The 14260-nt window shown below is 36.7% G+C and carries 12 protein-coding genes; 5 read left to right on the top strand and 7 right to left on the bottom strand.

Annotated features, from left to right (window positions below):
- Positions 1-23 precede the first annotated feature (23 nt).
- From ABEB23_RS07105 to ABEB23_RS07075, 7 genes are all read right to left on the bottom strand, one after another.
- Positions 24-2876, bottom strand: coding sequence for a TonB-dependent receptor (locus tag ABEB23_RS07105; RefSeq protein WP_348811816.1), 2853 nt, complete (start codon positions 2874-2876; stop codon positions 24-26).
- A 760-nt stretch (positions 2877-3636) separates the two neighbouring features.
- The gene (locus ABEB23_RS07100; protein ID WP_348811814.1) at positions 3637-4545 is read right to left on the bottom strand and encodes a helix-turn-helix domain-containing protein; all 909 of its coding nucleotides are present in this window, start codon (positions 4543-4545) and stop codon (positions 3637-3639) included.
- Between the two features lie 155 nt (positions 4546-4700).
- Positions 4701-5459, bottom strand: coding sequence for a cyclase family protein (locus ABEB23_RS07095; RefSeq protein ID WP_348811813.1), 759 nt, complete (start codon positions 5457-5459; stop codon positions 4701-4703).
- 108 nt (positions 5460-5567) lie between these two features.
- Positions 5568-6308 carry an SDR family NAD(P)-dependent oxidoreductase gene (locus ABEB23_RS07090; protein ID WP_348811812.1) on the bottom strand — a complete coding sequence of 247 codons (741 nt, stop codon included), beginning with the start codon at positions 6306-6308 and terminating at the stop codon, positions 5568-5570.
- A 62-nt stretch (positions 6309-6370) separates the two neighbouring features.
- Positions 6371-7666, bottom strand: a complete 1296-nt coding sequence (gene hisD, locus ABEB23_RS07085; protein WP_348811811.1) for a histidinol dehydrogenase — start codon at positions 7664-7666, stop codon at positions 6371-6373.
- 34 nt (positions 7667-7700) lie between these two features.
- Positions 7701-8000 (bottom strand): antibiotic biosynthesis monooxygenase family protein, encoded by a 300-nt coding sequence (locus ABEB23_RS07080; RefSeq protein WP_348811810.1) that lies wholly within the window; start codon positions 7998-8000, stop codon positions 7701-7703.
- 229 nt (positions 8001-8229) lie between these two features.
- On the bottom strand, positions 8230-9120 hold the full coding sequence (locus tag ABEB23_RS07075; protein ID WP_348811809.1) for a helix-turn-helix domain-containing protein: 891 nt from the start codon (positions 9118-9120) through the stop codon (positions 8230-8232).
- A gap of 155 nt (positions 9121-9275) precedes the next feature.
- On the opposite strand from ABEB23_RS07075, the gene pcaH reads away from it, so the two are divergent.
- The 5 genes from pcaH to ABEB23_RS07050 are packed head-to-tail and all read left to right on the top strand — an operon-like array spanning position 9276 to position 14212.
- Complete coding sequence (pcaH, locus tag ABEB23_RS07070) at positions 9276-9983, top strand: protocatechuate 3,4-dioxygenase subunit beta (protein WP_348811808.1); 708 nt, start codon at positions 9276-9278, stop codon at positions 9981-9983.
- 4 nt (positions 9984-9987) lie between these two features.
- Entirely contained in the window at positions 9988-10524 is a 537-nt protein-coding gene (gene pcaG, locus ABEB23_RS07065) for a protocatechuate 3,4-dioxygenase subunit alpha (RefSeq protein ID WP_348811806.1), read from the top strand.
- A gap of 31 nt (positions 10525-10555) precedes the next feature.
- Complete coding sequence (gene pcaB / locus ABEB23_RS07060) at positions 10556-11863, top strand: 3-carboxy-cis,cis-muconate cycloisomerase (RefSeq protein ID WP_348811805.1); 1308 nt, start codon at positions 10556-10558, stop codon at positions 11861-11863.
- Positions 11864-11873: 10 nt separating this feature from the next.
- Positions 11874-12998 (top strand): bifunctional 3-oxoadipate enol-lactonase/4-carboxymuconolactone decarboxylase PcaDC, encoded by a 1125-nt coding sequence (gene pcaDC / locus ABEB23_RS07055; RefSeq protein ID WP_348811804.1) that lies wholly within the window; start codon positions 11874-11876, stop codon positions 12996-12998.
- Between the two features lie 23 nt (positions 12999-13021).
- Positions 13022-14212 carry a 4-hydroxybenzoate 3-monooxygenase gene (locus ABEB23_RS07050; RefSeq protein WP_348811803.1) on the top strand — a complete coding sequence of 397 codons (1191 nt, stop codon included), beginning with the start codon at positions 13022-13024 and terminating at the stop codon, positions 14210-14212.
- Positions 14213-14260 lie beyond the last annotated feature (48 nt).

Genomic DNA, 14260 nt, shown 5'->3' with positions numbered 1-14260 from the left:
CCCTTTCGGGGGATTTAGTTAAATTAAAATCTGTAAGTACCTGTTAAGAAAAGGGCTCTAGGCATACTTCCTTGTGTAGAATAAGCTGCATTAGGATTCGCTGCAACAAACTCTTTTGTAACTGATTGACGGTCTAAGGCAGCAGGAAAACCTCCTGTACCGGACCAGCCCATTACGCCATAAGTGTTGAAAATATTATTTACGTTAGCTTGAATTCCGAATTTTTTGTTGAAATCGTAACCCATAGATAAATCTACTGTGGTGAAAGCTGGTAGTTTAAAAGCGTTTTGAACATTAGCTTGTCTCGAACCCATGTAGCTAATATTTAAAGAGCTGTAAAATTTATTCAAATTATAAGTTGGAGTAACGTTAAAAATTAATTTAGCATTATTATCTGTTTCATTTCCAGATAAATCCTGTACTACGTCATCATCCGGTCCAGGATTATTGGCAATCCATGTTTTATAGGTTGTTGCTTTAGAATTTTGCATTGTTGCACCAACTCTTAAACCCAAGGCATCAGTAAAGGCATAGGTGCTTTCTAATTCAAGTCCATAAGTTTTATATGCATTAAATTGGTTACCGGGATTGTAATAAGTTCCATCTGTATTGATGAAAGTTTGCACTGTTGACACATTGCTCAATACACTATAAAAAGGCGTTGCAAATACTTTCAATTTAGGAGTACTTATTTTATATCCTATCTCCAATTGCTCTACTTTTTGGGCATTAGCTTCAGTATTGTCAATCAAAAATTGAGTTGTTTGAGCCAAATAGAAATTAATATCCGGAGATTTTTTTCCATTAGAATAACGAACATAAACGGCTTGGTCATCAGCTAGTTTATAGTTTAAACCTCCTGAAAATGAAACTGTATTAACTGTGTTGTCAATATTCAAATGTGGTCCCGCAGTTCCTCCAAAATTGTCATATATGGTTAATGGATTATTGTCAAGACCTGCTGATTCTGCATTTGCAACAGCTGGTGCGTTATAACCATAAACATGTAATGATTCATAGCGAATTCCCCAATCAAAAATCAATTTATCAGTAATGTTCCATTCATGTCCAAAGTAGGCTGCAGATTGTATTTGTCTGAATGATGAGGTAGTAGCTCCAGAACTTCCAGGAAGCTGTACTCCATTTGGATCTGTTACTTGATAAGTATTTCCGTCAAAACCAGCTAAACTAATGTCAACCAAATGGGGTTTGTCTTGCATAGTACCCACTGCAAAACCGAAATCTTGAGATCCTCCAATTCGGCTCGTTTGAGAATTGGCATAAAAACCTCCCAAAATGAAATTCATGTTTTTTACTTTTTTGTTTATGCTAAAATTATCCATGAATTCATTCGTTTTATTTTCAGTATAGAAAAGTGGTAAAAAGAATAAAGAGTTGGCTTGTACATTGCCGCCAGGGAAATTATTATTAGCACCTGGTGTGAAATTAAATCCTGCAAAATTTCCATTAATTATATTAGGAGATTGTGTAACCGTTCCTAAAACTTGTCCATTTACACGATCAGTAAAAGTATAGGTTCCAAATTTTCCTAATGTATGTCCGATTGCATAAAATAATAAATCATCTGTAGCAAACGGAGTAACAACAGCAGGTGAATTGTTTTCGTATGTCATTTTTTGTATACGGGCATCATTTTTAAGTTTAAATCCTGCGCCTAAATCATGATTCCAGTTAATACCTGCAGCTTGTTGTTTTGAATGCGATTTCTTGCTGGAATCAAATGTTCTTGAATCAGTGTCATTGATAGGAATTTCCATTTTTAATTTTGGAAGATAATACGAGTCAGTAGAAGAGAAACCAGCAGGGATTTCTGGATTATTCCATCCTATTGTTGGTGTAAATTCGGCTGTCGCATTTTGATCATCAAGTATTTTAGCATATACTTTCACACTTCCTTTTTTATATTTGTTCATAATATTGGCTCTGAATTGACCACCATTATTCATAGGATAACCTAAGTCTCGTGCACCATCAGATTGTCTGTAAAAACCACTTAAGTCGTAAGTCAAAGAACCTGATTTGTTTATAGGTCCTCCTAGATTAAGATCGGTTCTGAAGTAAGGATTTTTCATGTTTCCTTCTAATCCAAATTTGGATCTTAATTCTCCACCAAAACTTTTTCCACCTTCTTTAGATACATAATTAAAGATGCCTCCAGGTGCATTAGCTCCTAGTATTGAAGCTGTTCCTCCTCTTACTGCTTCAACTCTCGCAGTTCCTGCATCGGCTCTTAAATAATAATCTACATTTGAATTCAGGTTAGTTACCGGTAATCCATCTTCCTGCATAGAAACATAATAGTATCCATTAGCATTTTCAACGGATCCTGCCGAAATTCCTCTTGAGTATACTGTATTCATTACTTCTCCTCGGGCTTGATTTACATAAAGACCAGGTATGTTTTTTAATAAATCAGCGGCACTAGTAGGTGCAGTTCTTTCAATTTGTTTAGCATTCAGTGTAGAAATCGCTACAGATGACTGCATTCTGGTACGTTTGTCAAATACTCCGGTTACCACAACTTCGTCTAAGGCTGTTTGGTCTTCTTGTAATGTGATGTTTGTTTTAGTAGTTTGAGGAACCGTAACCGATATTTTTTGGGTTATAAACCCCATAAAGGAAACCGTTATTTTATGGGTACCATTGGAAACATTTAGGAGGGTAAATTCTCCATTGAAGTCGGTAACACTACCCTTAGTATTTCCTTCGATAACGATTGCGGAACCAGCGATAGGCAAGCCTTTAGCGTCAACTACTTTTCCTTCAATTTTACCCTGTTGTGCTAACAAATTATTGCTGCTTAAGGCAAATCCGACAACTAGTATCAAAGTCCTAATTAAATGTGTTGTTTTCATAAATTTTAGTCTTTTTTTTTGGTATTAATTTTTTTTGGTTTGGTAAAATAAATATTCAGCAATATTTACTTTACAAAAGTGGTCATCTAAAATCAATTCCGTGAATCAAAAGAAGGCTACTGCTATTCAAAATCAATACACTTGAGGATATTTCATAAGAATTTGATTTTTTTTAAAAATATTTCTGCAGCAATGGTTAAAGCAAATTTTTATTTTGGATGCGTGGATTGGAGAAATGACCTCAGCAGAATTAGGAGTCGAAATTGGTCAAATAAATCCGATAGCAGAACTTTGTCTGAAGTAGTTTTCATGTCTTCGGATAGACTACCCAATTTGTTACGGTGTTGCGTTTTTACCGAAGGTTTTCGTTCTAAATTTAAAATAGGAGATGATGCCAGGATAGAGGTTGTCTGTTAGTTTTTGACAGTAAATATCCTTTAAAATAGGGATGTAGTGCTTTTGTTGTTTCTTCTGCTGACAAATAGTAATCGAGTTAATTTCGTCTTTTTGAGCAGTTTTTTTATGTTTTATTTCTTGCGTAACTGAAATTATCGCTAGAGCAGCTGGATAGGAAAATAATGATTTATTTCTCTGAAAAGAGTACTGTTTTTATAATGCTGTTCTTTGTTAATTTGGTTTTCACAACGGTTTATCGGAATGCCTGAATTTAAGAAAGCAATAAAAGAATAAGGCCGATGATTCAATAAAAAAAGCTTATTTGTAAGTATTCAAAATCAATATAGATGTGGTTGTATAGCGACTAACACATTTGTAGGTATTCCAGAGGGGTTACTCCTGTTTGTTTTTTGAAGAAGCGGGCAAAATTACTTGGTGTTTGGTCACAAAGTTTAACCGCAATTTCTGAGATATGAAGGTCGGAATATTTCAGAAGTGTTTTAGCTTCCAAAATAATCATTTCTTTTAATAAATCTTGTGCGGTTTTATTAGTGCTGGATTTTACACATTTATTCAGGTAATTTGGAGTGATGTGCAGTAATTCGGCGTAATCAGAGATGTTCTGAAGATTGTAGATGTTTTGAGACAGTGCGTGTTTGTATTTTTCGGTAATGTCAAAAAATGAATTTTTTGTTTTACTGGTTTCAAGAGGAATTTCATTCTTGATTTCCTCAAAAATAGCCAATAAATAAATCGCAATCAGATTCATGTTTGATTCCGCTGCGTCGTTGTACAAAATCAATAAACGCTCTAAGAGTGATTCAATAGTCTTAAGAGAAGTATCGGACATTGTAATCACTGGATTGGATTGGTATTGAAAAAAAGGAAATTGTTTGCTAAGATAGTTTTTAGGCAAAAAGCCAAAAATTTTTTCATCAAAATGGCAATAAAATCCTTCGGCATCATCGCTCATCATCTCATGTTGTGTGATTTGATACGCCGGTAAAAAAAACATACTGGCAGCACTGAAATCGAAATGATTCAATCCTTTACTTCTAATGGAGCGTCCTTTTTTTAGAAATATAAAATCGTGTAAGGTTTTACGATGCGGAAGCACTTGAAAACTCGATTTATTAGTAATGTCTTCTATTCGGTTAATGTGGTAATCCTGATGGCTACTAAAAGAAAGCACCGGCAGCCAATCAGTGGTGCTGGAATGGAATCCGTTCATTTCTGAAGGATTGATAGTAGGTATGTTTTCTTTATTAGGCATCAGGAATGTTTTTTGTAATAGAAAATTAAAATTACTTAAAAAAAGAATATAAAGTGGGGTGAGCATTTAGTTTTTAGTCCCCGTTTTCAGCCTCAAAAGGTGTTAATTTTATAAGTCTGAAAACTGTGACTTAAAACTAATGGTTACAAAATAAATTAATCCTCAATTATCGCAACGGCTCTTGTCCATCCTGCACTGGCTCCTTTTATTTTTGCAGGGAAACATGCCACTTTAAAACCAAATGGAGGCAGGGCTTCTAGATTGGCTAATTTTTCAATCTGACAATATTCTTTTTCGATACCTACATAGTGTGCCTGCCAAATAATGCCTGGACGCGGGTTGTTTCTAAAATCTTCTGCCTGAATGTGTAATGGAATATCCCAGCCCCAGCCATCAGTTCCCATTACTTTTATTCCTTGGTCGATCAACCAATGCGTTGCTTTTGCGGAAGCACCAACATGAATTCGGACAAAATTATCATTATGAATACGTTTATCAGCATCACAACGAATCAGTACAATATCATAAGGTTTTAAAGTATAGTTTATCGCCGCTAATTTTTCGATTAAATCTTCCGGCTCAAACATGTAACCGTCTGGTTTGTCAGTGAAATCTAAAACAACTCCATCGTGAAAAAACCAATCCAACGGCATTTCGTCAATAGTACGGGAAGGTTTTCCTTCGCAGGTTGGGTAATAATGATAAGGGGCATCTACGTGAGTACCACAGTGACTGGTTACCGACAGGAATTCTCCTGCAGGACCGTTGCCTTCAATGAATACATCTGTTAAGCCTTCAAAAAGTTTTCCGCCCATTTTTTTGGCTCCTTCTTTATGGTCTTCATAGACAATTTTAGTTGGTAACGGCTCTTTAATTTCCTCAGAAATTGTAACGGAAAGATCTATTATTTTCATGTTGTTTGTTTTTTAATTGTAAAATTGAATGGATAAATAATGCATTCTTTTAAATCATAAGTTTTTTAGCTCGAACGACTTTGTAACTTTCGATTGTAGGACTTTCGACTATTTCAAAAGTCTTCCGCCGTCCACAGTTATGATATTTCCTGTAGAAAACGTCAGTTGGGTAGCGACCGAAAAAACAGCGTTGGCAACATCTTCGCCTAAAGCAAATCTTCCTAAAGGTGTATGGTCTTTTTGAATTTTCAAAAAAGCAGGATCCATCGTCGCGGTGTATTCTCCTTCTACAAATCCGGGTGATACGGATACCACTCTTATTTTTGGTGCCAAAGCTCTTGCCAGAGAACGCGTCATAGAATCCAAAGCGGCTTTGGAAGCGCAATAAGCGACATTGCTTCCTGTGCCAAAAATTCCGGCAATGGAAGAAATGTTTACGATTAGTCCAGTGTCTGAAGCTGATTTTTGGAGCAAATCATGGAATGCTCTTGCCATCGCAAATGAACCGCGGAAATTAGTTTGCATGATTCGGTCAATCCATTCATCGGTCAAACCTTCAAGATCGTCATGTGGAACTGGAGTAGTTATACCGGCATTATTGACCAGAACGTCCAGTTTGCCATATTTCTCTTCAACGAAAACTCTAAAGGCATTTACTTTTTCAGTATCGGTGCTTGGCGCGTGAAAAACAGCATGGTTTCCTTGAGGTAATGTTGCAATAAATTCCTCGGCTCTTTGTGCGTTAGAATTATAGCTGATGATAACATCGAATCCGTTGTCAGCAAATCTTCGGCAAATCGCCGAGCCTATTTCACCGGAACCTCCTGTAACTAATACCGTTTTACGCATGTTGTTGTTTTTAAAAATAATTTGAATTTTATGGTAGTCAAGAATTGAAAACTGTGACTGATTTATTCTTGCACTACTTCTTTAGGTGAATATCTTCTTACTCGGATATCGGCTTGTTCTTTATGTCCCCAGAAATTTTCTATAGCACACAAACGGGAGCAATATTCTCCAATCATCGCACTTGCTTCCGGTGTTCTGATTTCCTGATAGGAGCATGTTTTCATGAATTTCCCAACCCATAATCCTCCGGTGTATTTTGCTCCGTGTTTTGTCGGTAAGGTATGATTGGTTCCAATTACCTTGTCGCCATAAGCTACATTAGTATATTTTCCTAAGAACAAAGCGCCAAAATTGGTCATGTGTTTCAGGAAGTATCTTGGGTCTGCCGTCATTACCTGCACGTGCTCGCTGGCAATGCGGTCGGCTTCGGCTACCATTTCGTCAATAGTGTCTACTAAGATAATTTGACCATAGTCTCTCCAGGAAATACTGGCAACATCTGCGGTAGGCAACGTTTTTAGTTGTCGTTCTACTTCCGCCAAAGTTTCATAAGCTAATTTCTCTGAATTGGTAAGTAATATAGAAGGAGAAGTTGGTCCGTGTTCCGCTTGTCCTAATAAATCTACCGCACAAATCTCAGCGTCAGAAGTTTCATCAGCAATTACTAAAGTTTCGGTAGGTCCAGCCAATAAATCGATTCCAATTTTTCCGAACAATTGTCTTTTGGCTTCCGCTACGTATGAATTTCCGGGACCAACAATCATATCGACTGCTTCAATAGTTTCTGTTCCTATTCCCATGGCTGCAATGGCTTGAATACCACCTAGTAAGTAAATTTCATCGGCACCGGCCATATACATTGCGGCAATTGTGGCAGCAGGAATTTGACCGTTAATAGGCGGTGTGTACGCAATAACTCGTTTTACTCCGGCCACTTTTGCGGTAAGCACACTCATGTGAGCAGAAGCTACCATTGGGTAACGGCCGCCCGGAATGTAACAACCCACACTGTTTACCGGTATATTTCTATGTCCAAGAAAGACACCTGGAAGTGTTTCTACTTCAATGTCATGCATAGAATCTTTTTGATGTTGCGCAAAATTTCTAACTTGTGTTTGGGCAAATTTAATGTCCTCTAAAACTTGTTCCGGAACACCACTGATAATTTCTTCTATCGCCTCAGCAGAAAGGCGGAAGCTTTCCGGCGACCATTTATCGTATTTTTCAGATAAAAATCGAATAGCATCATCGCCTCCTTTTTTTACTTCATCTAATACAGTTTCAACAATTTCTCTAACTTTTTTGTCATTTGATTCCGCTTCAAATAAAGCAATTCCTTCTTTAATAATTCTTTTCATTTTATTGATGCTTTTTTATGTTTGATTTTTTGGACTATTCTACTTTACTAATAATTTCAAAATGTTCTGCAACTGGCGGATTCTGGAAGTGCGGAGACAAAAGAGCTCTCCATTGTGTAAACAAATCCGATTCTCTAAAGCCTATGGTGTGGTCTTCTAAAGTTTTCCAGTGTATCAAAACAACATATTTAGTGCTGGTTTCGATGCAATGTTGAAGTTCTAATTTTATAAACCCTTTGGATTTTGAAACGACAAGTTTGGCTTCCTGAAAGGCATTTTCGAAAGCAGTCTGCGCTTCTTTTTTTATATCAAATGTGGCTATTTCTAAAATCATATTTGTAATTAAAAGTGTTTAAAATAATCTATTTGTTAGTTTAATAGCTTTATTATTATCTATTGAATAATAAATCAAAGTATTTTTTACAAATGTCATATAAATTAACACACGAAAAGAATCATAAAACTGCCAGATACATTCAAAATCAATCAATTTTGGTGTTTTAAAAGAATTTTAACATGATTGAGTATTCAATTTTAATATATATCTATAAGAAATATACTAACTATGAATTTTTTTGGGTGTTGTTGCTCCTGAAAATATTAGGAGAAAGGCCGGTTTGTTTTTTAAATAATCTTGAAAAATAAGCAGGGTCCTTAAAATTCAACAAATAGGAGATTTCGGAGATCGAATGAGAAGTATAAAGAAGGTATTTTTTTGCTTCAGTAAGATAGTATTCATGTACGACCTGCAAAGCGGATTTTTGTACTAGGGTCTGGCAAATTCGGTTTAAATGGACAGGAGTGATTCGCAACTCGCTGGCATACTCTTTTATGAGTTTAGATTCCGGAAATGTTTTTTTTGTCAGTTTTTGAAAAGCAAGGAAATAATCCAATGTTCTATTGTTGGAATGTTCTTTTTGACCTTCGAATGAGTTTTTTAAACTATGCAGTCCTATAAAGAATAACTGAAATAGTGATTGAAGACTAATTTTTTTATAGGGATTGTTCTCCGAAATGGCTTTGACTATTTTGCTTTTTAGATAGGTGAAATCATTTAAATCTTGACTATTATCATCAAAACTATATTGCTTTGCCTTGTTTAATTCTAATAAAATAAGGGGGGTGTTTTTAAAAATAGTTTCAATAAACTGTTCTGCAATTGTAAATACTTCTCCTGTCACATCTGATTGAAATTCAAATCCGTGAAAGGTATTTGTAGGGATTAAAAGTATGCATGGCGCTTTCAAATCCATTCGTTTATTGTCTTGAATGAGGACACCTTCTCCTGAAGTGATAAAGAAAATTTGAAACAGATCAGTGTGTAAATGTTCGTTGATTTCCCAGTCGTATAATTTGCTTCTGGTGGCCAATAATTCATGATGTACATAATCGTCAAAATCATGTCGATTATTATCTCCATAGAGTCCTTTATAATTGAGAAGATTTTTTTTCATGTTTCTTTTTGTTGATGCAATACTAATATTTTTTTTCGAATTAAAAACATGAAATGTTTCTTTTGTGCAAGACTATAATCGGATTATGCAAAATTCTAACAATTCCTTAGGATACATTTGTTTTATAGATTTTTATAACTATTTAATTCAATTATATGTGTGATTTCATTGAAAGCTCCTTTGATATAGATGTGCAGCCATCCCGTTTGTACACAGAATATACTTCTACAATTTTGCGTGCACCGAGTAAGGCATTGATTATTTTGAAGAAATCTTTAGCAGAAAAAACGGGGCCGCTTTTTGAAGATTTTAATTTGGGCATTTTAGATCATGATTTGACCAAAAATTCTATCAAAAACGGTGAGCCATTAGGAGAACGAATTGTGGTTCATGGTAAGGTGACGAATGAGAAAGGCCAACCGTTGCCTCATACACTCATTGAAATCTGGCAAGCCAATGCAGCGGGACGTTATGTACACAAAGTAGATCAGCATGATGCACCTTTGGATCCCAATTTTTTAGGAACAGGACGTTGCATGACGGATTCAGAAGGAAACTATAGATTTTACACCATTAAACCCGGAGCTTATCCATGGGGAAATCATCCCAATGCCTGGCGTCCCAATCATATTCATTTTTCGTTATTTGGAAATGAAATCTCTAGCAGATTAATCACACAGATGTATTTTCCGGGAGACCCTTTGTTAGAATATGATCCCATTTACCAGGCAGTAAAAGCTAAAGGCCGCGAATTATTGATTTCAAAATTCGATTTAGATATTACCGAACCCAATTTTGCGTTAGGCTACCGTTTTGATATTGTTTTAAGAGGTCACAATGCAACACCATTTGAAAACAGATAATATTATGAACACTACTATGATACAAACACCGTCACAAACCGTTGGACCTTATTTTGCTTATGGACTGACTCCTGAACAGTATGGTTATGATTTTAAAAGTCTAGTTGGTAATCACATTATCAATTCAGATGAAAATGCTGATTTGATAACGATAAAAGGGAAAGTTTTTGATGGAGAAAACAATCCTATTCCGGATGCGATGATTGAGCTTTGGCAAAATGACGGACAGAGCAAATTTTTTGGTAGATTTGGTACAGGTACAGATGTTGAAAATCATTTTGTTTTTCAAACGATAAAACCAAAATCGCTTGAGGGTCAGGCACCTTATGTTACCCTTATTGTATTTATGCGTGGACAATTAATTCATTCGTATACACGCATTTATTTTTCGGATGAAGAGGAGCTAAATGCAGGAGACAGTATTTTGAATGGAATTCCGCCTGAAAGAAGAAATACAATTATAGCACAAAAGAAAGCAGGAATTTACGAGTTTAATATTTACATGCAGGGATTAAACGAAACAGTTTTCTTTGCGATCTAGACTACATTTATATTAATCAAATACGGTACTTATGAGCTTATACACCCAATTATTTTATTCTAAAGAAATTGATACGTTGTTTTCTGATGCGGAATCCATCACACAAATGTTGCGTGTAGAAGCTACATTGGCAGAAGCACAAGCCAATAAAGGACTGTTTTCAAAAGCTGTTGCCGAAACAATAAAAGCCAGTTGCACGGTTTCTGAAATTGATATTGAAAAATTAAAGACGGAGCTATCGCTTGGCGGAAATGCAGCCATTCCTTTGGTAAAACAATTGACTCAAATAGTGAAAAGTAAGGATGCCAATGCTGCTAAATTCATTCATCTGGGAGCAACGAGTCAGGATGTGGTTGATACCGCCATGGTTTTGCAAATTCAGGAATATATAATTTGGCTGAATAAAAAAATTAACGTTTTAGAAGAACTATTGGTGTCGCTTACCCAGAAGCATCGCCAAACGATTATGATTGGCCGCACGCTTTTGCAACAGGCTAAACCAACAACTTTTGGATTCAAAACGGCCGGTTGGTTAGCGGCTGTTTCGAGAAGTAAACAACGTCTGGAGCAAGTTAAAAAGCGTGTTTTGGTCATTCAATTGGGCGGAGCAGTTGGGAACGGAAACACGAATATTTCAATTGAAATTCAAGAAGAATTTGCTCGTTTATTAGGTTTACAACCTTCTTTTACGTGGCATTCACACCGAGATAATTTAGCAGAAACAGCGAGTGTTTTAGGAATTTTGAGTGGCAGTTTAGGAAAAATAGCCAAAGACATTTCGTTACTGATGCAAACAGAAGTGGGAGAAGTTTTTGAAGGAGCGGCTGAAGGAAAAGGTGGTTCAAGCACAATGCCTCACAAAAGAAATCCGGTGACTTGTGCGGCTATTTTGGCCAATAGCAATCGAGTTCCGCATTTGGTGGCGAGCTTACTATCTGCAATGCCCCAAGAGCACGAACGTTCTGTTGGATTATGGCATTCGGAATGGGAAGTACTAATTGAAATCATGCAATTGACCGCCGGTTCTCTGGAAAAAAGCATTGCCTTACTCGAAGGATTAGAAGTTGATGAAAACCGAATGTCAGCAAACCTCGAATTGACCAAAGGATTAATTTATGCCGAAAATATTGCTTTGGCTTTAGCCCAAAAAATAGGGAAATCTGAAGCGCATGAATGGATTGAAAAGGCTTGTAAAAAAGCGGTTGAAGAGCAGAAACATCTAAAAGAAGTGGTTCTGGAAATGAATATTGATGTAATCGATCTGGATTCCTTATTTGATCCTAAAAATGCGATTGGATTAAGTCTGGAATTAATCGACCAAGTTGTAAAGAAATACTAATAAAGCGAGTATGAAAACAAATTATAAAATATCAGGAACGCCAAACAGTCCGGTTTTGGTTTTCTCTAACTCTTTGGGTGCCGATATGGGAATGTGGGATGAATTGATTCCTTTTTTGTTGCCTTATTTTCGAGTGTTGCAATACGATACCCGCGGACATGGAGGCAGTGAAGTTACCGAAAGTCCTTATACGATTGATGTATTAGGGAATGATGTTATTGCGCTATTGGATGAATTAAAGATTGACAAAGTATATTTCTGTGGTCTTTCGATGGGCGGATTGATCGGTCAATGGTTGGGAATTAATCATCCGGATCGAATTTTAAAATTGATTATCAGCAATACTGATGCAAAAATTGGCACGGCTGAAATTTGGAATGACAGAATCAATACCATCACCAAGGAAGGAATGCAAATCATTGCTGACGGGACTATGGAACGGTGGTTTACCGATGATTTTAGAAAAAATAATCCAAATAGAATTGCTGAAATTAAAGCGGTTTTTGTTAAAAATAATGCCCTGGGTTACGCCAATAGCTGTGCTGCGGTGAGAGACGCTGATTTTAGAAAAGATTTGCATAAAATAAGTGCAGAAACATTGGTGATTACTGGAAATGAAGATGCCGTTACAAATGTAGAGCAAGCTAAAGAATTGGTCAAAAACATCCCAAATTCCAATCTGGAAATACTTGCTGCCAGACATTTATCGAGCACAGAACTTCCTGAGGCCTATTCCGAAATACTGATCAATTTCATTATAGGAGAAAGCACTTTTGAGAGAGGAATGCACGTTAGAAGCACTGTTTTAGGAAAGGAACATGTAGATAAAGCGACTGGGAATATCAATGAGTTTAATGGTGACTTTCAAAATTTTATTTCCAATTATGCCTGGGGAGAAATTTGGACACGACCGGGATTATCCAAACACAACCGCAGTCTGATTACCATTGCGATGCTAATTGCATTAAACCGAAAAGCAGAATTACAAATGCACATCAAAGCAGCTTTCAATAATGGGGTTTCTAAGGATGAGATTAAAGAAGTAATAATGCAATCGGCATTGTATTGTGGCTTGCCAGCAGCCAATGAAGCCATTCATACCGCAGAAGAAGTTTTTAAAGAAATAGAAAAATAAAATTACAACAAAGAAACAGAAGGATGAAAAATATTAAAACACAGGTTGGAATTATTGGTGCGGGACCTGCAGGATTAACACTTGCCAATTGGTTAAGAAAACAAGGGATTTCATCCGTTATCATTGAACATCGCAGTAGAGAATATAGTGAATCTCGTGTACGTGCAGGATTGTTGGAGCAAAATACAGTAGATATTTTAGAGAATTTAGGTCTTGCAGACCGCTTGAAAAGAGAAGGAAAAGAACATCATGGAGTTAATTTGAGTTTTGATGGAGAGCGTATTCGGGTACCTTTTGGGGAACTCACTGGCGGTCGAAATATTACTATTTATGGACAACAAGAAGTAGTGAAAGACCTTACGGATGCTTGGCTGGAGGGTGGCGGTCAGCTGTTTTTTGAAGCGCCTGCAACTAAAATTGCCGATTTCGATACGGATCATCCCACTATTCATTTTGATTACGAAGGAGAACCTGCCACTTTAGAATGTGATTTTGTAGCGGCTTGTGATGGTTTTCATGGGTTGGGTCGTAAGACTATGCCAAAAGGTTCCTACAATGAATTTACAGTGACCTATCCATTTAGTTGGTTGGGGATTTTAGCGAATGTAGCTCCTTCGTCAGAAGAGTTAATCTATGCGTATCACGAACGCGGATTTGCTTTGAGCAGTTCCCGTTCCGAAAAAGTGAGCCGTTTGTATGTGCAATGTGATAATGATGACACGGTTGAGAATTGGTCTGATGAGAGAATTTGGGACGAGTTATCGGTGCGTTTGGGAACGCCGGGTTGGGAATTGCAACGCGGACCAATTTTCGAAAAAAGCATCACGCCCATGCGCAGTTATTTTATAGATAATATGCAAAGTGGCCGTTTGTTTTTGGCGGGTGATGCGGCACATATTGTTCCTCCAACGGGTGGAAAAGGATTGAATTTGGCTGTTGCCGATGTAAAGCATTTGGTAGATGGGTTGACTGAATTTTATCAAAATGGCTCTACGGCTGGTTTGGATTCCTATTCAGAAACGGCTTTGAAACGAATTTGGCGCGCACAGGATTTCTCCAATTTTATGACGACTTTATTTCATAAACAAGATGAGCATGGCTCTTTTGCCTATCAGTTGCAAAAAGCGAAATTCGATTACATAAAACGCTCAAAGGCTTATGCCACAACTATTGCGGAGAATTACGTAGGATTGCCATTTGAGGCTTTTGAATAAAAAAGAATTCAAAAAAGGAACCTCAATATTTAAAATTATTTACAAAAA

Origin of the sequence: Flavobacterium maritimum, from assembly GCF_040049085.1 — a bacterium.
GTDB lineage: Bacteria > Bacteroidota > Bacteroidia > Flavobacteriales > Flavobacteriaceae > Flavobacterium > Flavobacterium maritimum.
Note: the sequence above shows the minus strand (reverse complement) of the source record. Positions and strands in the feature narration are given on the sequence as shown.

Excerpts from the sequence above, each read along its gene's own strand:
- ABEB23_RS07105 (WP_348811816.1), bottom strand. The coding sequence starts at position 2,876 with ATGAAAACAACACATTTAATTAGGACTTTGATACTAGTTGTCGGATTT.
- ABEB23_RS07100 (WP_348811814.1), bottom strand. The coding sequence starts at position 4,545 with ATGCCTAATAAAGAAAACATACCTACTATCAATCCTTCAGAAATGAAC.
- ABEB23_RS07095 (WP_348811813.1), bottom strand. The coding sequence starts at position 5,459 with ATGAAAATAATAGATCTTTCCGTTACAATTTCTGAGGAAATTAAAGAG.
- ABEB23_RS07090 (WP_348811812.1), bottom strand. The coding sequence starts at position 6,308 with ATGCGTAAAACGGTATTAGTTACAGGAGGTTCCGGTGAAATAGGCTCG.
- hisD (WP_348811811.1), bottom strand. The coding sequence starts at position 7,666 with ATGAAAAGAATTATTAAAGAAGGAATTGCTTTATTTGAAGCGGAATCA.
- ABEB23_RS07080 (WP_348811810.1), bottom strand. The coding sequence starts at position 8,000 with ATGATTTTAGAAATAGCCACATTTGATATAAAAAAAGAAGCGCAGACT.
- ABEB23_RS07075 (WP_348811809.1), bottom strand. The coding sequence starts at position 9,120 with ATGAAAAAAAATCTTCTCAATTATAAAGGACTCTATGGAGATAATAAT.
- pcaH (WP_348811808.1), top strand. The coding sequence starts at position 9,276 with ATGTGTGATTTCATTGAAAGCTCCTTTGATATAGATGTGCAGCCATCC.
- pcaG (WP_348811806.1), top strand. The coding sequence starts at position 9,988 with ATGAACACTACTATGATACAAACACCGTCACAAACCGTTGGACCTTAT.
- pcaB (WP_348811805.1), top strand. The coding sequence starts at position 10,556 with ATGAGCTTATACACCCAATTATTTTATTCTAAAGAAATTGATACGTTG.
- pcaDC (WP_348811804.1), top strand. The coding sequence starts at position 11,874 with ATGAAAACAAATTATAAAATATCAGGAACGCCAAACAGTCCGGTTTTG.
- ABEB23_RS07050 (WP_348811803.1), top strand. The coding sequence starts at position 13,022 with ATGAAAAATATTAAAACACAGGTTGGAATTATTGGTGCGGGACCTGCA.